The sequence below is a fragment of the Clostridium lacusfryxellense genome, from assembly GCF_018861735.1.
Taxonomy (GTDB): domain Bacteria; phylum Bacillota; class Clostridia; order Clostridiales; family Clostridiaceae; genus Clostridium_AD; species Clostridium_AD lacusfryxellense.
Map to the genome: position 1 here is coordinate 69527 of NZ_JAHLEB010000018.1, position 20011 is coordinate 89537.

Here is a 20011-nt window from a genome sequence, read left to right on the forward strand (position 1 = left end):
CCTTAAATAGTTAATAATTATATTCTTAACTATATTAACTTTAATAAACCCTTAATTTCATTTAGTTTTTCCTCAAAGTATATTTCATCAGAATAGTATTTAATAAAAGCTTCTACTAAACCATTTAAATCTATTTCACTTTGCTTATTTATTACTTTATAAATACTCGGGAAAATTATTGAGTTTAGAACTTTAATTTTTTCATATTTTAGTGTTTCTATAAATAAATCATTTTTAGAATAGCTCTCCAATATCTCAAAATAATTATTTATGGCAGCATCACTCAAATTATATCCACCATATGGTGCACCACCTGAATCTAGTCTAAAAATATTACCATGCATAATACAATACTTTGGATTTATTTTCAGCATTTCTAATTGTACATATACTTGGTTAATTTCCGTATCTAAAAATTTATCTTTATCGTCAATTTCCTTATAATCAACATTCTTTAAAATCATTGAAGTAATAAAATTAATTCCATTTAACTCATTTAAATAGTTATTCATATTTACACCATAAGTGATATTTAAAGGAACATTTTTCCAAGATGTGTACATCACAGAACAATCCTTATTTTCACGAATCATCTTGATTATTTCATATATCATTCCAGGGTTAAAGAAATCATCATCACCATGTGGATTTATATACTCACCTGTTGCTAAATCTAATGCTTTTTTCAAATTTTTCGAAAACCCTACATTTTCCGTTTGCTTATAATAAACTATATTATTATGGGACTCTTTGTATTTTTGTACTATCTCATACGTATTATCTGTTGAAGCATTATCACTAATTACAATTTCAAAGTTAGGATCATAATTAATTTCGCTATAAATACTGTCCAAGCATTTATCTAAAAATGCTGCTCTATTATAAGTTGGTATTCCTATTGTTAATAATGGTTTACTTTCATTCTTGCTCATAACTTAATACTCCTTCTAAATCATCTGATTTAGTATCTTTAAAGGTTGTATTTTTTAAAATGTACTCTTCAATATTTATCGCCATATAATTTATCATATTTTCATTTATCCCTGGATAAACACCTATCCAAAATGAATTAGTAGTAATTAAATCTGTATTTTTAAGTTCCCCTACAATTCTGTAGGAATCTTTATTTTTTTTATATTCTTCAAATAATGGTTGTCTTGTAATGTTTCCTGCAAATAGCAACCTAGTTTGAATTCCTTTAGCCTCTAAATACTCGAGCAAGTCCCTTCTGTTTATAGACGGATCTTTAATTGTAATTAAAAATCCAAACCAACTAGGTTTAGAATTTTTCTCGGCAACTGGCAAACTTAAATATTCATCTAAATGTTTTAACTTATTCTTTAGAAGTTCCCAGTTTTCTCTTCTTCTTTCTATAAATTTAGGCAACTTCTCTAGTTGCGCACACCCAATAGATGCTTGCATTTCTGTGACTTTTAAATTATATCCTAAGTGTGAATAAATGTATTTATGATCATATCCAACAGGCATATCACCATATTTAATAGCAAACCTTTTTTTACAAGTATCATCACATCCTGATTTGCAATAGCAATCGCGTCCCCAATCTCTAAAAGATTCTATAATTCTACTTAACATAACATTATTAGTGTATACAGCTCCCCCTTCTCCCATGGTAATATGATGCGGAGGATAAAAGCTTGAAGTTCCTATATCTCCAATAGTGCCTGTATATTTTAATTCTCCTTTAAATTCATATTGCGAACCAAGAGCATCGCAATTATCTTCTATTAACCATAAATTATTTTTATCACAAAATTCTTTAACTCTTTCTAGATTAAAAGGATTACCAAGTGTATGTGCCACAAAAACAGCTTTAGTCTTATCTGTTAATGCTTCATCTAATAAATTAACATCAATATTATAAGTTGGAAGTGTTATGTCTACAAATACTGGTACTGCGCCATATTGAAGTATTGGAGCTACAGTCGTCGGAAACCCTGCCGCTACTGTTATAACTTCATCCATTTTTTTTATTCTCCTATCCTTTAGTTTTGGAGATGTTAGTGCCATAAATGCAAGAAGATTTGCTGATGACCCAGAATTAGTTAATGAACAATATTTTACACCTAAAAAATGTGCAAACTCTTTTTCAAATTTGTCACAGAATCTACCCGTAGTAAGCCAAAAATCCAGTGTAGCCTCAGTTAGGTTTGTCATTTCGTCTTCGTCAAAATATCTTCCACCATAGTTAATCTTGTTGCCTTCTTTCCACTCCTGTTTATTTTTAAAAACCTCATCATAATATTCCTTAACATTTTCTATTATTTTTGACCTTAATAAGCTCTCTTTATTTGACAATTGTTCCCCCCCCATATATAGTAAATGATTTTATAGTGATTGGATTTTTTTCTTACTCTTTTCTTACTCACTTGCTTCTGGAATATGTGTTTCATTACCTATCCAAAAATCCGTAATACCAGAAGTATTTTCTTTTAAATATACAGGTTGTTTTATCTTTATTTTAATATTATTAATTCTTTGCTGATGTACTAAAAAGAAATTAAATAACCGCTCTCCTAAGTAAGCAAAATCCTTAACGTTATAATCAATACTTAACCTCTTCTTAAGTTCTTCAAAAATGTCCATTATCCAAGTCATATAACTGTCGAATAAATCTCCTCGCATAATAAACAAATTAATATAATAGGTTTCTGTACTTAAAAGTGCCGTAAAGCAATCTATTTCGTAATCTGGATACTTTTCCTTAATAATTTCGAGTGCTGTATTTAAATATAAACTTTTATGCCACATATTATGTTGGGTCCACATATTTCCTAGGCCAAACATTCTAAAATTTAAGGAAGTAGGTACTAAAACATCACAATCTTCTAGAATATTTTCAAGTCCTTCCTTGTCCCAACCATATTTGTCTATAACCTCATTAAAATTATTAGTTCCAGTTACATTATCTTTAAATGATATATATCTTCTAAATTGAAAAAAACCTACATACTTTGATATTTTTCTATTTTTCCATACCCAATAGTAGGTTGAAAATTCAGCATATAAAGGATTTTCACTTGAAATATTATCTCCTTCGTCTGAGCATAATATATTATAGTCATTAGGGACAATTTCTCTTTTAGTATAAATGGGTGTAAATATTTCAGACTCTACCATTTTATAAGGTTTATGACTAATAACATATATATCTACTAACTCATTAAAATCCATAGTTTCACCGCCCTTATTTTTTACCCTTCATTATAATTTTTTATAAATATTAATCTATTCTCCTCAAAACCATTCATTGTATTTACAATGCCGCAATCATGTATACACCAAGGTGTAATTTGCCTAGGTACAACCACTTTATAACCTAGTTTTTTAAATTCCGTGCATTGTGACATGTCATAAAAATGCCAACTCTTAAATATATCTTCCCTCCAAGGAACATCATATTGGGTTATTATTATAAAACCATCAACTACCGCTACCTCATCAAATTCTAATTCTATTTCATTAAACTTAAGGAGTCCCATAATACCTGTATGGCTCTCATAAACCTCTCCTACGGTTTCAGGGCTCTCCCACCATATCCCATTCTCCGGTACAGTTTTAGCCCCGCACATTCCAATAGCACCTATACTATCATCCTCAAACACTTTTAATATATCACCTATAAAATTTCTATTTATAACAAATACATCTTGATGAAGATATACTTTATATTTAGAATCAGAGCTATACATGCACTTGTTATAAGCTTTGGTTAAATATTCTGCATCTCTTATAGGTATTATCTCTATCTGAAAATCAGTAGGTATTATTAAATTATTTATATATAATTCACATTTTTTAAATACTACCTCATCATTTACTGCTATTATAAAACTCATCTTATTATTCACAACAAAGTCCTCCCATATTTCTCTTCGCCACCTATTATGACTTATACAAATCGATTATCATATTTTCTTTAAGCTCATTTCTATCTATTAGAGGTTCTTGGTCTTCTATTGGTTTGCCCATGCCTAATTTGGGAGTTACATAAGTTATATTATTAAGCTGCACCTCTATTACATAACTTTCATCATCATTTAGCTTTTCTTTTAGCTGATTCATCGCAGTTTCATCATTTATTTTTAATGATTTTATTCCATATGCTTCACTAATTTTCATAAAATTTGGGACAGTATATCCATCTATAGTTCCACTGTAACTTGATTCAAAGTACATTTCCTGAAAGTGTCTAATCATTCCTAAGGCGTTATTGTTCATAATAATAATTTTTAAAGGTATCTTTTCCCGGGCAATAGTTTGTAGTTCTTGAATATTCATTTGAATACCACCATCACCAGTAATTACAACTATTTTATAATCAGGTTTAGCGTGCCATGCACCTATTGCTGATGGTAGTCCAAATCCCATTGGTCCCATTCCACCCGCGTTTAATAATCTTTGATTCTTACTGAGCTTCAAAGACTGCGATGCCCAAATTTGATTTTGACCTATATCTAAACATATTATAGAATTTGGATTTAGATCTTTACTTATTCTATTCATAAATTCATTAGGGTCTATTTGATTTTTATTTTTAAGTTTTTTAAATGAAGGATACATTTTTTTGTAGCTATTAATTTTATCTATCCAAGAGGTAAAATCAGTTTTACAAAGAGAACTCTCTAGGTTTTGATTTAGACTATCTATAAATAAATTCAAATCACATTCTATAGTTAAATCTTCTTTAACCTTAATATTTAGTTCATTTCTATCTATATCTACATGAACTATTTTAGCTTCCCTTGCGAAACTATCAGTGATAGAACTCGTCTGCCTTGTTGTTAATCTCGATCCTAACACTATAAGTAAATCACAATTTGCCACTGTCAAATTTGAATACCTAGTCCCATAAGCCCCCATGTAGCCTACGTAACATTTATGCTCATGATTTACACTGTCTATTCCCATTAAAGTACTAACTACAGGAATACCCGTTATGTCTATAAATTTCTCCAAACTTTCAGTTGCCTTTGCAAGCCTAATTCCACCACCCGCAAGTATCACAGGCCTTTCACTTTGTTTTATTAATTCTATTAATTTACTAACATCTTCTATATTTACTTGTTTCTTTATTTCACTTTTATATTCTTTTGATTCATAAAAACCTATCAACTCACCAGGATTAATTTCTGACCTTTGCACGTTCATAGGTATGTCTAATAAAACGGGTCCAGGTCTACCGTCTTTTGCTATATATAATGCTTTTTCTAGGTAATATTTTATTTTATCTGGAGCAGTAATCATAATTGCATACTTGGTTATAGGCTTTATTATGCTTACTATATCAGTTTCTTGAAATCCTTCTTGTCTTATTCCATTTGACCTCTTATATTCATAGGTATTAACTTGACCTGTTATATACAAACATGGAATAGAATCAAAATAAGCACTTCCTATACCTGTAATAAGATTTGTCGCTCCTGGCCCACTAGTAGCTGTGCATACTCCAATCTTACCGCTAACTCTTGCATAACCCTCCGCAGCAAATGCTGAAGCCTGCTCATGATAATTTGATATGAATTTAATCTTATCTGCTTTATATATTGAATCAACAAAATGAGTTATAGCTCCACCTTGATATCCAAAAATCGTAGTTACCCCGTTATCTTTTAAAAACTCTACAATATAATCTGATAACTTCATAGTATTTATCACCTACCTATAAAATTGTAAATTATCTCTAAACCAATTTATTGTATTATTAAGCCCATCATTTATTGCAACATTAGGTTTCCAGCTTAGTTTTTCATAAACCTTTTTGTTATCACTAACCCACATTCGAGGCTCATATTGCCTATTGGGATCATCCTGCCAGTTGATTTTCACATCTTTACCAATTAAGTTAACTATATTACATGTAATTTCCTCAGTTGTATATTGAAGTCCACTACCTATATTAAATATTTCTCCATAACTATTTGATAACTTACTTGTAGCTAAGTAAGCTTCAATTACATCATCAATAAATATAAAGTCCCTAACGGAATCCATGCGTGATAATTTAATCTCTTTTCCAAGAAGACATGAGGTAATAACTGTTGGTATTAATCTCGTTTTAGCATCATAATAACCATAGGGTGAAAATAATCTAAGTGTTACTAGTGGTAATTTGTTTGTTTTTGCGTATGTGCTACATAAAGTAGTCCCAGCAACCTTACTTGCACCATACATATTATTTGGTGTTAGATTCATATCCTCGCTCATAGGCTTTGACTTCTCTCCGTATTCTGACGAACTGCTAGTGCTTATAAACATATCTATACCTTTTTTAGAAAATTCTCTAAATAAATTATAAGTTCCAATAACATTTGTATTTATCACATCTTCTACACTATTTTGATAATGATAACCTCCATAAGTAGCTAAATGGTAAACACTATCTACACAAATAGTGCTAGCCAATTTAGCTATTTCATCACTATGGAGTAAATCTACATTATGAATTTCTATATCCTTTAATACATCTTGTAGTCTCCATAAATTAGTGTTGTCTCTTGTTATTATATGAAGCTTATAACCTTCTTTAAGTAGCCTTCTAGCTAAACAAGATCCTACAAATCCACTAGCACCTGTAATTAAAACGCTCTTTCCCATATCAAATTCCCTCTTGATTTGTTTTGCTTACGTAACTTTTTATTTGATTAACACATGTTTCAAACATATCTTTATTATTTGATTCTTTATACCAATTTACAGTTAATTTAATTGCCTCTTTTACAGTGAGTTTCGGTGACCATTTTAAATAGGTCTTTGCCTTAGTACAATCTAATTTCAATAAATTCGCCTCATGTGGTGCATTTTCCTTTGAAACGTCTAAACAATTCCCATTTCCCCATTCCATAATTATTCCATCTACAATATGCCCCACTGATACTATAGAATCTCCGTCTGGTCCAAAATTCCAACCACTACAATAACTCCCACCATCTTCATACATTTTGGAGGCAAGTTGTAGATATCCACTTAATGGTTCAAGTACATGTTGCCAAGGTCTAATTGCCTTTGGATTTCTAAGCTCAATAACTTTATTTTCTTTTAATGCCCTTATACAATCTGGGATTATTCTATCTCTTGACCAGTCCCCACCGCCAATAACGTTTCCTGCACGAGCAGAAGCTATGGCTTTACCGTGGAATTTATAATTTTTAGGATTAATAAATGAGTTTCTATAGGAGTCAATAAGGATTTCGGCACAACCTTTACTAGAACTGTAAGGATCATATCCGCCCATTGGATCATCTTCTCTGTATCCCCATATTTGCTCTATATTTTTATAACACTTATCTGTAGTTATCATAACCGATACCTTAACACTTGCTGAATTTTTAATACATTCAAGAACATTTAAGGTCCCCATTACGTTTGTTTCGTAGGTTTCTTTTGGATTAACATAAGACTCTTTTACTAATGCCTGAGCTGCTAGATGAAACACAATATCTGGCTTATATACTTTAAAAATATCTGAGAGTTTTCGATAATCTCTAATATCCCCTCTAATATCTATAAGTCTATCCTTTAATTTACTAACAATAAAATTATCATCTTGTGTATATGGATCAAGCCCATATCCTATAACTGTAGCTCCTAATTTCATAAGCCAAATAGAAAGCCATGAGCCTTTAAACCCAGTATGGCCAGTAATTAAAACTCTTTTGCCCTTATAGAAGTTATTAAACATATCTACTTCTTTGCACTCCATAAATACTCTCCTTTATCCCATAACTTATTTACAGCCTCTACATCTTTGATAGTATCTATAGCAACCCAGAATCCATTATGCTCATAAACTGCAAGCTGATTATCTTTTGCAAGATTTTTGATAGGCTCTTGTTCAAAAAAACAATCTTCACTTGGTAAATAGTCAAAAACATCTTTATTTAATACCATAAATCCCCCGTTGACCCTGTCCTTTAAAATAGGTTTTTCCTTAAATGCCTTAATAATTCCGTCTTCAACTTCCATAACCCCAAATGGTGAAATAGGATTTACCCCAGTAAGTGTTCCTATCCTACCTTTTTTTCTATGAAAGTCTAATAGCTCTAAGATATTTACGTTGCTTAATCCATCTCCATAGGTGAACATAAATTCCTCACCATCTATATATTTTTCTACTTGTTTAAGCCTTCCACCAGTCAGTGTTTCACTACCTGTATCAACAATAGTAATATTCCATTTTTCCTCTTCCTTTGTATGATATTCTAATTTTCTATCTCCACTTAAATGCATTGTAAAATCATTATTCCTCCAGTACATATCCATAAAATACTGCTTTATCATTTCTCCTTTGTACCCAACGCATAAAATAAAGTCATTAAAACCATAACTTGAATATATTTTCATTATGTGCCACAGAATAGGTTTACCGCCAATCTCAACTAAAGGCTTAGGACGGTATTCTGTCTCTTCGCGCATACGGGTTCCTTTACCACCACAAAGTATTACTACTTTCATTTATTTTCACCACCATAATTAATTAAAATAATTTTGTTTATATATACTCTATACTTTATGTAAACTACAAATAGGAAGTGCATAATTGTGAAGATTCTTTTATATTAATTTCTCATGTTAGTACACTTATATATAAATTTCCCCTGATGTCTAAATACAAATGCTCTTAATTTAGTAAAAAAGCCACATCCCTATTAAATGTTATGTAGGAATGTGGCTTAAAATATTTTAAATAATTAATTTTTATTTTTGATATCCATCCAATATAATATTACAAATTTTATCAACATCATCTATGCTCAAATCAGCATAAAGAGGCAGTGTGAGGACTCTTTTTGCTATATATTGCGCAATTGGTGTAGCATTAACGTCGAATCTTCCATGATAACAATCAAAGGTATTTGTTAATGGATAAAAATATTTTCTAGCAAATATATTGTTTTCTCCCAATTTATCACATATCTCATTTCTGGTAAATCCAAACATTTTCTCATCAAATACAACTGGGAAATATGAATAGTTAGACTTAATTTCCTGAGCATCATTAATTACTTTAATTCCACTTACACCAGATAAACGCTCTCTATACCTTTCAACTACAATTTTTCTTTTCAAAATCTCTGCTGTCACATGGCGTAGATTGCAAATACCCATAGCTGCTTGAAATTCATTCATTTTTGCATTGGAACCAACCCCATCAACCAATACATCTGATTGAATACCAAAGTTTTTCAATTTATATAATTGCTTACCTATTTTACTATTTGAGAATGTTACAGCTCCACCTTCTATAGTATTAAATACTTTTGTCGCATGGAAACTAAACATAGAAGCATCTCCAAAATTTCCAATACCTTGGCCATTAATTTTTACACCAAAGGCATGTGCTGCATCATAAATTACTTTTAAATCGTATTTTTTAGCAATCCTCTCAATTTCACTCAAGTTGCATATATTCCCATAAACATGGACTGGTATTATAGCAGATGTTTTATCTGTTATTAATTTTTCAATTTTTGTTATATCTATAGTATAATCATCAGGATTAACATCACAAAATACTGGTGTCAAACCATTCCTCACAATAGCATGAGTGGTAGACGCAAATGTAAATGGTGTTGTAATTACTTCACCGGTTAAATTCATTGCTTGTATTACAAGTTCAAGCGCCATATGTCCATTTGTGAATAAAGAAATGTTCTCTACACCCAAGTAGTCAACTAGTTGTTTTTCTAATTGATTATGATACTGACCCATATTGGTAAGCCATGCAGATTTCCAAATAGGCTCAATTTCTTTTATATATTCTTCTATTAGTGGCATAGATGGACGTGTAACAAAAATTGATTTATCCATTATCATCATCTCTTTCTAAAAATTTCTGTTCTAAATTTAATAAATTTTCACTTCTATCTTTTATCTTTTTAGAAGGAATTCCAGCATTTATACTCCATTTTTGTGAATTTTTATTAATAAGACTTAAAGCACCAAAAGCGCTCCCTTCTTCTAATATAATATTAGGCAGTACAACACACCCTGAACCTATTATTACATGTCTTTTTATTACTACCTTTCCACCTATAATTTTTTTGAAATCGTTTGATACCATAGGATTTGTCATTGTTTCTCCTGAGTAATCATCAGATATAGCATAAATACATACCTTTGAAGATATATTTGAAAAATCTTCAAGAACAATTCCTTTTACTCCACCATATAGAGCTGAGTATGCAGCTATGTGTATATAATCTCCTATGTTTATTTTCCCACTTAAAATACAAAAATCATCTATCCTCACATTATTACCTAGTGAAATTTCTTCTGGCGAATAAATACTTGATTTTCTACTTATTAGTACGTTTTTCCCATAGGTTTTAAATCCTATTTCTTTAAGTTCTTCGTTCGCATAAAAACTACTCATCTCTCTCTCCCATCAAAAAAATATGTTATTATTCTGCCTCTATAATCTATATGTTTTTAATAGTTAAAATAGTATCATCAGTCTTTAAGTATTGTGATCCACACCCTTTTAATTGATAGAACTCTGAATTTAGCTTGTGACATAGGTACTCATCATAACTAACTGCATAATATATAATTGATTATAGTTTTAGTTATCGGTGGCAAATTTATAGGAGGTCAAAATGAACGAGAATAAAATACTATTTATCACATGCGTAAATGATGAAAATCTATATGAGAAAAGTTTATCCTATATAAAAAACCTTAAAATACCTGAATGTATGGAAATTGAAATAATAGCAATAAGAGATGCTAAAAGCATAACCTGCGCGTATAACGAGGCTATGCTTAAAAATGATTCTAAATACAAGGTTTATCTTCATCAGGATCTTTATATACAGAATACAAATTTTATTATCGATATAATAGATATATTCAAAAAAGATCTAAAAATAGGACTTATAGGCATGGTAGGCGCAAAAATTATACCTGTTTCAGGGATCTGGTGGGAAGATCATCGCAAGGTAGGTAAAGTGTATGACAGTCATAGTGGAGTTATAAATTTACTTAACTTTAATGAAATTAATGACTTATATACTCAAGTAAAAGCAGTAGATGGAATGATAATGATAACCCAATATGATTTACCTTGGAATACAGACATTTTTGATGGATGGCATTTCTATGATCTTTCACAAAGTATTGAATTTGCACGCAAAGGCTATACTGTCGTTGTTCCCACTCAACAAACTGCATGGTGTATTCACGATTGTGGATTTGTAAATACCAAAAATGGATTTGATGAATATAGAAATAAATTTCTAGATAATTATTCAAAAGATATATTTCCCTTAGTTAGCATATTAATACCTGCTTATAATCAAACTTGCTATCTTAAGCAAGCTATTGATTCGGCATTAAATCAAAGTTATAGAAATACTGAAATTATTATATGTGATGATAGTACGACTAGTTCTGTACAAGAGTTAGCTTCTCATTATATACTTAAGAGTAACAAAATTAAATACATTAACAATGGTGGACCTAGTGGTTTTAGAGGTAAACTCAACATAGAAAAGTGTCTTGCTTTGTCCTCAGGAGAGTATATAAGCTATTTATTACATGATGATATTTACAATTCAAACAAAATAGATAGAATGATTAATTATTTCCTTTATGACGATTCACTTTCTCTTATAACAAGCTACAGAAGATTGATTAATGAAAATGGTGAATATCTCCGTGATACTTTTAGAACTATTTGTCAATACCCTTATGATTTTCGTTTAACCGGTGAAGAGGCAGGGAGAAAGATTCTTTTTTCTATAATTAACTATATTGGCGAACAAACTACTGCCATGTTTAGAAAAAACACATTGGAACTTGATATTATAAGTTGTACCACTAGTGATTATGATAAATATAAAATATACTGCTTAATTGATGTAGCTTTATGGTTAAATTTATTAAGAAAAGGAAACATGATTTATATTTCTGAACCATTAAGTAATTTTAGAATTCATAGCGCTCAGAATAGCAATGATGATATTTTAGTTTATTGGGCTTCAATTGATTTTTTTAAAATGATTATTTCATCCTATGAGAATAAAATATTTATTAAAAATAGAGAAGAACTTTTAGAAAGCCTTAATGCATGGCATAAGACTTATGGTGGAAATTTAATCGAATTAAGTAATCTCTACAACAATGGTTCTAAAGAAAATTCCGAGATAATTGAACTCAGAGATGAGTATATAAACTGCTATACTAAATTTATAAATATATTACTTAAATAACTCTTTTTAATATTAAATGATAATGAGAGTACTAAATTATTTAATATGGTATACCTTGCCGATAACAGTATTTGAGAAAATGAGGAAAAGGGAGAACTTAATCCCCCTTTTCCATTTCATTCTTAAGCAATTTTATCCTAGGTGCAATTTGGCTATCATAACCGTATAAATCCTTTATAGCAATATAACCATTCTCGCAAATATTCCTTAATTTTTCTGGATTGCTATAATAATATTCAATTTTTTCAATGATTTTCACTGCATCTTTTTCAATAATAACAATTTGCTCTGTGTCTATAAAATGTGAGTTATTAAGGTTCAACGGATCAGTACAAAAAATAGCCGTCTTGCAAAGACCTGCATCTGTGCAACTCGCTGTTGGAAAACCATCAAATGAACCTTTAGACAACATACCTGGAATATTAGGTGAAAGAATAATATCTTTATCCCTATAGAATTCATCAAACCAATTTGGTAACTGTATCCCGTAAAATGTGATTTTGCCTTTTATTTCAAGAATATCAATAACCTTTTCATCAAAATTGCCAACAACATGGAAATTAATATTACTATGCATTTTCAGCATTTCTTTTGCAACCTTAACAAATACATCATAACCTTTATCTTGACCAAATTGAGTATACTTATGAGCAACAAAACATATATCTAATCTATCTTTATCTATTCCAAAATGTTTTTTATCAGTATATTCCCTTTCAATTTTATCAAGAGGTGTTACAACACCAAAAATATATTCGATTTGTTCTGGCTTACAAAACTTTTTGACAATTAAGTAGTCATAAGTTATTTTTTGAGTTACTATTACTTTCTTAAAATAAGGAGATTCTAATACTCTTTTTAACTTATTATCTGAATAGAGATTATTCAAGTCAAACCCACCGCCTGGATATAACGTAAATACAAAGGGAATTCTTTTTACTTCTGCCATTTCCACAAAAGCAGCAGCGTTGTTCAAAAATACAAAATACAGTAGTTTACACTTTATATTATCTAAAGAAACAAATTTTTCAACTTTATCCCTAAACTCGGTAAATTTATTTTTAAAATCTAAAATTAATTCACTAAGATTTTTATTACCTAATGCATGAACTGACAACCCAGTTGTTAAGATTTTTATTAAATTAAAACTTTCACAATAACTCAAAAACTCTTGATATCTAAAGCCACTTACTGGATGCGGAAAAATATCATCAACAATAACCATATCATTAATACATTTTATTTTTTTTTTTCATTCTCTTGCAAGCCTAAGCAAATATCTTTATCATTCTTTCTACTAACAGTCATTGGCCTTTTGATATACCCTATGTCACCAAACTGTGAACATATAATATTTAACATCCACTCTCTCCCAAACATTTCAAAAAAATCTTTAGAAATCTGATCTAAATATTGCGTATAATAAAAACAAGATGATATGCTGTAAGTTAGATAGTTATTTATATCTATAATATCCGTTGCACTATAAATACCACTGTTTAACTTATGCTGTAAATCAAAGAACTCATATTTTTCTTGATTTTGATCGAAAGAAAATGAACATTCCGGATTACTTTTCATAAGTTCTACATGCATTTGTAATTTACCTTCATCAATCCAATAGTCATTACCGTCTATTAATGCCGTATATTCGCTTCCACTGCAAGCTTTTAATAGCCTTTTTAAGTTTTTAACCCTACCTAAATTTTCTTCACTTTTCAAATATTCAAATGTTATACTTTTACCTATGGAACTAGCTTTAATGTATGCTTCTATAATATTTGAGGTTTCATCAGTAGATTTGTCTTCACAAATAATTATATTTAAATAAAACTCACCCTTTTGTCTTACTATAGAATTAAGACACTCCACAATATATTTTTCGTTATTATATGCCAATAAACCTACATTTATAGAAGTCCTTTCTACTTCTTTTTTGTTCTCTAATTTAACTAACTTCCTAAAAAGATTTTTTAATTTTATGGACATCATTTCTGCATTATCCAAATTTTCAGGATTTTTATCTTTTTTCATAAGTATAGCAAAATCATTTGTTTCAAGTAGTATTATATAATCACTTTTAACTTCATCGTAGCAGATTTTAACACATTCCCAATTTATATCGTCAAATACAATAATTCCACATTCTCGCATTAGTGGTGCATAATTATTAATATCTTCTCGAACATGCTCAGTATCATGGTTACCATCAATATGCAACATATCTATCTCTATATTTTTAAAGTAGGAAGTTGCTTCTAAAGATGTTTTTCTTATAATTTCAACAACATTCGAAAGATTAAACTTTTCTGTGTTTATAATTACATTTTTATATATTTCTTCAAAATCTAATCCTTCAAGAAATGTGTTAACCGTGTTTTTAAAGTTTTCTTCTAAATCGAATTCTTTAGCTTCAACTAGAACATAAGGATCAATTCCATATGCTTTTCCATTATTATCTTGAAATGCTGGTGCAACTGAAAATAAACTTCTACCTTTATATACTCCGATCTCTACATAGTTTTTCAGTTTATATGATGATGCCAAGTATGCCATAATATAACATTTAGATAACAGACTTCCACCTCCAAAATCCTGGCTAAATTGGTTTTGTATATCTCTTATCCTATTAAACAAGTTATTTTCGCATTTCATTATATATACTCCTTCATATTGTAATTTTTTTCACCTACATCCATCTATAATTATATTAATACAAACTCACGCATATTCATTCTTTCAAAACTCAAACAAAATATATAGTATTTAGACACCCATTTTTATAGATTGAGTGCCTAATATGATTTAAATTATTTTGTATATAATATTGTTTAGTTTGCTTGTAGATGCATTTTTCTAATTTTTTATTAAAACTTAATCATGCAAGACTAAACAAAATTGTTTTCGCTCCAACCAAGGTTGAACCGCTACTCACAAAATAAAAATTAGAAGCTGCATCTAAATTAAGAGGACCCGTCCACGTTATTGTACTAAACTGGCTACTGAAAATCCCTGTTGGTGGCACATCAGCAACTGCCGCCCCGACAGTTACATTCCCGTTGATTAAGGAGTTCGTTATTTCCGAATACACAGCTGCTGTTATCGTTCCATCAGACCGAGAATCGACCATACGTTGAATTCTTAGACCAACGTGATTTATGGTATTGATTCGCGTATTATAAAAATAGGAATTTAGTTGACCCTGATGCGGATCTACCAATGCCTGCATTATGCTTCCTACAACATTAACGTTCAAAAGCTGAAACTCAATTGTTGAAAAGGGATCTGGTAGAAAAACGTTTTGAAAAATAATACTACCGCTAATTATTACTCCATCAGTGTAATTGGTATGGGTACTTACAGATGTTCCACTATCAAAAGTACCGATTACTGTTACTGGGCGCGCTACGAAAGCAGGTCCCTGAGAAGTATAAGAAATATTTGCAGCCGAACTTGTTTGAACCGTAATATTTCTAGGAACAGATGATGCAAAATTAGCTAATGACGCATCACCAAGCACCCATGGTCCTAGGCCAAGAAGCTGAACATGCCTTGCAGGTGGTATAATAACGTCCTCGTCAAACGCTGAGTTTGCCGCTATTAGAACTATGCAGCGGGCTCTCATACCAAAGGTGTTTGCAAATGTGCTGGACGTTGCCGCAGTGACTGCATCCTGAAGAGAATTATAGGGATCTGACGGTGTCCCATCTCCAGGACCTGGTGCACTTGAATCTGCCCAGATGATCGTAGGTTCATCGCCCCATACGAATACCCCTGGTCCTGTAGCTCCGGTATCTCCTATTATTCCAGTTACTCCTGTAGCACCAGTATCTCCCGTTGCTCCTGTATCTCCGGTTACTCCTGTGGCACCAGTATCTCCAGTTGTTCCGGTGTCGCCGGTTGCTCCAGTAGCTCCAGTATCTCCCGTTGTTCCGTTGTCGCCGGTTGCTCCAGTAGCTCCGCTTACCCCAGTAACTCCAGTAGCTCCAGTTGCACCTGTTGTTCCTGTTATACTTCCTACTTCTTCTGGAATCTCACCTAACACCAAATTTGCTTTAACCGGTACTAACGTAGAGTAAAATACAGTATTAGAAGTTAAATTTATTAATCTTAATGCTATTGGTGCTGAATCAACTTGTATAATAGCAAAACCCACAACCTCAGTGTTTTTAATAGGTGAATTTCCTACTAAATCGTCTCCTTGAGATGTTTGGATTGAAAAAGTCACATTACTTGCTCCTATAGATGACTGAGTTGCTACCCACCAATTGATAAAATATCTTCCTGCTTTATTTATTACTATTTCACCAGTTAATGAGTTATAAACAACAGCTCCATAACTGTTAACAACCGTTTCAAATATTACATTAGAATTTGTATTTACTGATCCAGCTAATTGTCTTTGAATTTGAAGTCCTAACGTGTCCAAATTGTTTCCTCCTTATTTACAATAACTTTAATGTTATTGCTCTTTCATATTATGCCGTTGAATTAGAATTTGCTATTAGTATAAAAAACTAGTCTATTTAAACTTTTTACTTCTTTTGTTTCAACTATATTTAGATACCAATTTTTTTACTAAAAGGTGCCTAATTATGATATCTATTCATTTTCATATTATTTTTGTTATCTGCTTGTTGATATATAACTACAGTTTAACTAATCTATTTTTTGAATTAAAATAGATGCTGTGATATTACCTTGGGTTCCACCTGATGGAGATGGTAGGCTAATCGCTGCTGCGCTTGTATGATTTCTTACAGTTAAGGTATCACCAGCGGAAGCTGTTATAATTACCATGCCTGTGTTTTGTTGAGTTCCTGCTCCTGAGGCATAAATACCTCCTGAAACTGCACTGCCATTTTGAAAGAGGGTAAATTGGTTTGGTTCCGTAGCTGTTACATCAAACCATACTGCATATATGCCAGCATTTACAAGTGTGATTACAGCTGTTCCCGCTGTATGGGTAATTCCTGATGAAAGGTTCCCGGTATTGCTGAAAGTTACATCAGTTTCTAGTGCTACCACTTGAGCCCCCAAATTAAAGATATAAGCGAATTCAGATAATCCTTGTGATGCAGTAGTCCCAGTTGCACCGGTATCTCCTGTAACCCCGGTTACCCCAGTTGATCCAGTTGATCCAGTTGCTCCTGTAGCTCCAGTGTCACCTGTTACTCCTGTTGCCCCAGTGGCTCCAGTTACTCCTGTTGAACCTGTTGCTCCAGTGTCACCCGTTGCCCCAGTTACTCCAGTTGCTCCCGTTACTCCTGTTTCACCAGTTGCCCCAGTTGCTCCTGTTTCTCCTGTTGCTCCTGTTGCTCCAGTTGAACCTGTTGAACCTGTTGCTCCTGTTGAACCTGTTGCTCCAGTGTCACCCGTTACTCCAGTTACTCCAGTTACTCCTGTTACTCCTGTTACTCCAGTTACTCCAGTTACTCCTGTTGCTCCCGTTACTCCTGTTTCACCAGTTGCCCCAGTGGCTCCAGTTACTCCTGTTGCTCCTGTTGCTCCTGTTGCTCCAGTTGAACTTGTTGCTCCTGTAGATCCCGTTGCTCCCGTTACTCCTGTAGCTCCAGTGACTCCCGTAGCCCCTGTTGTTCCTGTTATACTTCCTATTTCTTCTGGAATCTCACCTAACACCAAATTTGCTTTAATCGGTACTAACGTAGAGTAAAATACAGAACTAGAAGTTAAATTTATTAATCTTAATGCTATTGGTGATGAATCAACTTGTATAATAGCAAACCCCACAACCTCAGTGTTTTTAATAGGTGAATTCCCTACTAAATCGTCTCCTTGAGATGTTTGGATTGAAAAAGTCACATTACTTGCTCCTATAGATGACTGAGTTGCTACCCACCAATTGATAAAATATCTTCCTGCTTTATTTATTACTATTTCACCAGTTAATGAGTTATAAACAACAGCTCCATAACTGTTAACAACCGTTTCAAATATTACATTAGAATTTGTATTTACTGATCCAGCTAATTGTCTTTGAATTTGAAGTCCTAACGTGTCCAAATTTATTCCTCCTTATTTACAATAACTTTAATGCTATTGCTCTTTCATATTATGCAGTTGAACTAGAATATGCTATTGGCATAATACACTAGCCTTTGTAAATTTATAATATTGAAGATACTTTTAATATAGTGTGTTCTCAGTGTCAAACAGACCCCACCTAGCAATCTGAGTGTCAGTTGGTGAGATGGGATACGAACACCTATCCCAGCTTCTCCTGCAAACCCAGGCTCATATCTTCCTCTTAATGCACTCTCTAAAATAGCTGAATCTGCTCCACTTGCTGTAGTACTAACAATATATTCTGTACATCATTGGTAACTGTTCCACCACCGGTTGTAGTAACAACATCTCTTAAGTTCGGTACTCCGTACACAGACGTTAATTCAACGATGGGAAATTTTTTAGCAACTCTTAGTTCATTAAACTGCGAACTAACATCGTGACCTACATTCGCTATTGATTGCTGTTGTACCAAATGCTCCTGTTGTTCCTGTAAATCCTGATCCTTCTTGTATCTCACCTAATACTGGATTTGCTTTAATTGATACTAAAGTAGAATAAAATACACCACTATAAATTGATTGGGCTTTTAAAGATTCTCTAGTAGCCTTTTCTTGTGTTTACAAATTTGGATGCTCTACTTTTCCTAATACCAACAGAAATAAATTTACTAAATTTAGCTCTAACTCTCTTCCATTGATTCCAATAAACCATTGGGTCGGAACTTTGCCTAGGACTTCCTCAAGCTCACACCTAACGGTGGATACCTTGTTTTAAGCTAAATGCTGTTAACTACAGACCCACACAGTGGACTTTCACCATCTAGTTAATTGTAGCCTGGCACACTAAAGAAGAAACGTAATTTACTTTACGTTTCTTCAAATAAAAACCATCTAATTGTGATACTCCGACCTAATGAAATTGGAGACTTGCTTTGTAAAATGTCATTAAATTAGTCTAAGCGAATAATAGTTACTTGAGCTCCTATTGAAGGTGCTAAGACAGTAGTTAATGTGGTAACCGAATTGTTTCGTAAGGTAATTACGTCTCCAGCTGTAAGTGATATAATCGCTTCTCCGGAAACTTCTCCAGTAGCAACTAAAACTGGAACTGTAGTAGATGCATCTACCGTTCCATTTATTGTAATTGCGATTGCAGAACCTACTCCACTAGTAATGTTTACGCCATAATAAATTTGGTAATTTCCAGCGGTTGTAACTGCTATTGTAGTTGTTCCCGTTGTATGATTGATATTTGATAAAGGTCCATTATTACTGAAAGGCACATCAGCACCACCGACTACTGTTGCATCAAGTATTGTAGCAAGTTGATAAACATAGCCGAACGCTGCCAATCCCGATCCTGTTACTCCAGTGTCGCCTGTTGCTCCAGTATTTCCTGTTACTCCCGTTACTCCTGTTGCTCCGCTTGCTCCGGTTACTCCGGTATCACCATTTGTTCCAGTGTCGCCTGTTATTCCAGTTGCACCAGTATCTCCCGTTACTCCTGAAGCTCCGGTGTCGCCTGTCGATCCTGTATTCCCTGTTACACCGGTTGCACCAGTTGCTCCTGTAACTCCTGTTGCTCCGGTTACCCCAGTAACTCCTGTTGCTCCGGTTACCCCAGTAGCTCCCGTAACCCCTGTTGTTCCTGTTATACTTCCTACTTCTTCTGGAATCTCACCTAACACCAAATTTGCTTTAATCGGTACTAACGTAGAGTAAAATACAGTATTAGAAGTTAAATTTATT

The 20011-nt window shown here is 32.4% G+C and carries 17 protein-coding genes; 1 reads left to right on the forward strand and 16 read right to left on the reverse strand.

Annotated features, from left to right (window positions below):
* Window positions 1-29: 29 nt before the first annotated feature.
* From KPL55_RS12190 to KPL55_RS12235, 10 genes are all read right to left on the reverse strand, one after another.
* Window positions 30-932: a glycosyltransferase family 2 protein gene (locus KPL55_RS12190; RefSeq protein ID WP_216307006.1), complete on the reverse strand. Its 903-nt coding sequence runs from the start codon at window positions 930-932 to the stop codon at window positions 30-32.
* On the reverse strand, window positions 919-2319 hold the full coding sequence (gene rfbH, locus KPL55_RS12195) for a lipopolysaccharide biosynthesis protein RfbH (protein WP_376770442.1): 1401 nt from the start codon (window positions 2317-2319) through the stop codon (window positions 919-921). The genes KPL55_RS12190 and rfbH overlap by 14 nt, the downstream gene beginning before the upstream one ends.
* Window positions 2320-2382: 63 nt before the next feature.
* Complete coding sequence (locus tag KPL55_RS12200; RefSeq protein WP_216307008.1) at window positions 2383-3195, reverse strand: DUF4422 domain-containing protein; 813 nt, start codon at window positions 3193-3195, stop codon at window positions 2383-2385.
* A gap of 20 nt (window positions 3196-3215) precedes the next feature.
* Window positions 3216-3872, reverse strand: a complete 657-nt coding sequence (locus KPL55_RS12205) for a glycosyltransferase family protein (protein ID WP_312887277.1) — start codon at window positions 3870-3872, stop codon at window positions 3216-3218.
* Window positions 3873-3906: 34 nt separating this feature from the next.
* Window positions 3907-5667, reverse strand: a complete 1761-nt coding sequence (locus tag KPL55_RS12210; RefSeq protein WP_216307009.1) for a thiamine pyrophosphate-binding protein — start codon at window positions 5665-5667, stop codon at window positions 3907-3909.
* 12 nt (window positions 5668-5679) lie between these two features.
* Complete coding sequence (locus KPL55_RS12215; protein ID WP_216307010.1) at window positions 5680-6618, reverse strand: NAD-dependent epimerase/dehydratase family protein; 939 nt, start codon at window positions 6616-6618, stop codon at window positions 5680-5682.
* Window position 6619: 1 nt separating this feature from the next.
* On the reverse strand, window positions 6620-7723 hold the full coding sequence (gene rfbG, locus KPL55_RS12220) for a CDP-glucose 4,6-dehydratase (protein WP_246599434.1): 1104 nt from the start codon (window positions 7721-7723) through the stop codon (window positions 6620-6622).
* Window positions 7705-8475 (reverse strand): glucose-1-phosphate cytidylyltransferase, encoded by a 771-nt coding sequence (gene rfbF, locus KPL55_RS12225; RefSeq protein WP_216307011.1) that lies wholly within the window; start codon window positions 8473-8475, stop codon window positions 7705-7707. The genes rfbG and rfbF overlap by 19 nt, the downstream gene beginning before the upstream one ends.
* A gap of 243 nt (window positions 8476-8718) precedes the next feature.
* Window positions 8719-9831 carry a DegT/DnrJ/EryC1/StrS family aminotransferase gene (locus KPL55_RS12230; RefSeq protein ID WP_216307012.1) on the reverse strand — a complete coding sequence of 371 codons (1113 nt, stop codon included), beginning with the start codon at window positions 9829-9831 and terminating at the stop codon, window positions 8719-8721.
* On the reverse strand, window positions 9824-10396 hold the full coding sequence (locus KPL55_RS12235; protein ID WP_216307013.1) for an acyltransferase: 573 nt from the start codon (window positions 10394-10396) through the stop codon (window positions 9824-9826). Before KPL55_RS12235 ends, KPL55_RS12230 begins: the two co-directional genes overlap by 8 nt.
* A 223-nt stretch (window positions 10397-10619) precedes the next feature.
* Here KPL55_RS12235 and KPL55_RS12240 point away from each other — a divergent pair, with 223 nt between their 5' ends.
* Window positions 10620-12233 (forward strand): glycosyltransferase, encoded by a 1614-nt coding sequence (locus KPL55_RS12240; RefSeq protein WP_216307014.1) that lies wholly within the window; start codon window positions 10620-10622, stop codon window positions 12231-12233.
* Between the two features lie 97 nt (window positions 12234-12330).
* On the opposite strand, the gene KPL55_RS12245 is transcribed toward KPL55_RS12240, so the two are convergent.
* The 6 genes from KPL55_RS12245 to KPL55_RS12270 form a co-directional block, all read right to left on the reverse strand.
* Window positions 12331-13458, reverse strand: a complete 1128-nt coding sequence (locus tag KPL55_RS12245) for a glycosyltransferase family 4 protein (RefSeq protein WP_216307015.1) — start codon at window positions 13456-13458, stop codon at window positions 12331-12333.
* A gap of 14 nt (window positions 13459-13472) precedes the next feature.
* Window positions 13473-14888 (reverse strand): class I SAM-dependent methyltransferase, encoded by a 1416-nt coding sequence (locus KPL55_RS12250; protein WP_216307016.1) that lies wholly within the window; start codon window positions 14886-14888, stop codon window positions 13473-13475.
* Window positions 14889-15111: 223 nt separating this feature from the next.
* A complete protein-coding gene (locus KPL55_RS12255; RefSeq protein WP_216307017.1) occupies window positions 15112-16662 on the reverse strand; it encodes a hypothetical protein in 1551 nt (516 codons plus the stop codon).
* Window positions 16663-16892: 230 nt separating this feature from the next.
* The gene (locus tag KPL55_RS12260; protein WP_246599436.1) at window positions 16893-18257 is read right to left on the reverse strand and encodes a collagen-like triple helix repeat-containing protein; all 1365 of its coding nucleotides are present in this window, start codon (window positions 18255-18257) and stop codon (window positions 16893-16895) included.
* 256 nt (window positions 18258-18513) lie between these two features.
* The gene (locus tag KPL55_RS12265) at window positions 18514-18780 is read right to left on the reverse strand and encodes a hypothetical protein (RefSeq protein ID WP_216307018.1); all 267 of its coding nucleotides are present in this window, start codon (window positions 18778-18780) and stop codon (window positions 18514-18516) included.
* Window positions 18781-19212: 432 nt separating this feature from the next.
* Window positions 19213-20011, reverse strand: a 799-nt coding sequence (locus tag KPL55_RS12270) for a BclA C-terminal domain-containing protein (RefSeq protein ID WP_281418842.1), incomplete at its 5' end; no start/stop codon positions are given.

Excerpts from the sequence above, each read along its gene's own strand:
- KPL55_RS12210 (WP_216307009.1), bottom strand. The coding sequence starts at position 5,667 with ATGAAGTTATCAGATTATATTGTAGAGTTTTTAAAAGATAACGGGGTA.
- KPL55_RS12190 (WP_216307006.1), bottom strand. The coding sequence starts at position 932 with ATGAGCAAGAATGAAAGTAAACCATTATTAACAATAGGAATACCAACT.
- KPL55_RS12240 (WP_216307014.1), top strand. The coding sequence starts at position 10,620 with ATGAACGAGAATAAAATACTATTTATCACATGCGTAAATGATGAAAAT.
- KPL55_RS12235 (WP_216307013.1), bottom strand. The coding sequence starts at position 10,396 with ATGAGTAGTTTTTATGCGAACGAAGAACTTAAAGAAATAGGATTTAAA.
- rfbG (WP_246599434.1), bottom strand. The coding sequence starts at position 7,723 with ATGGAGTGCAAAGAAGTAGATATGTTTAATAACTTCTATAAGGGCAAA.
- KPL55_RS12230 (WP_216307012.1), bottom strand. The coding sequence starts at position 9,831 with ATGGATAAATCAATTTTTGTTACACGTCCATCTATGCCACTAATAGAA.
- rfbF (WP_216307011.1), bottom strand. The coding sequence starts at position 8,475 with ATGAAAGTAGTAATACTTTGTGGTGGTAAAGGAACCCGTATGCGCGAA.
- KPL55_RS12200 (WP_216307008.1), bottom strand. The coding sequence starts at position 3,195 with ATGGATTTTAATGAGTTAGTAGATATATATGTTATTAGTCATAAACCT.
- KPL55_RS12215 (WP_216307010.1), bottom strand. The coding sequence starts at position 6,618 with ATGGGAAAGAGCGTTTTAATTACAGGTGCTAGTGGATTTGTAGGATCT.
- KPL55_RS12245 (WP_216307015.1), bottom strand. The coding sequence starts at position 13,458 with ATGGTTATTGTTGATGATATTTTTCCGCATCCAGTAAGTGGCTTTAGA.
- KPL55_RS12250 (WP_216307016.1), bottom strand. The coding sequence starts at position 14,888 with ATGAAATGCGAAAATAACTTGTTTAATAGGATAAGAGATATACAAAAC.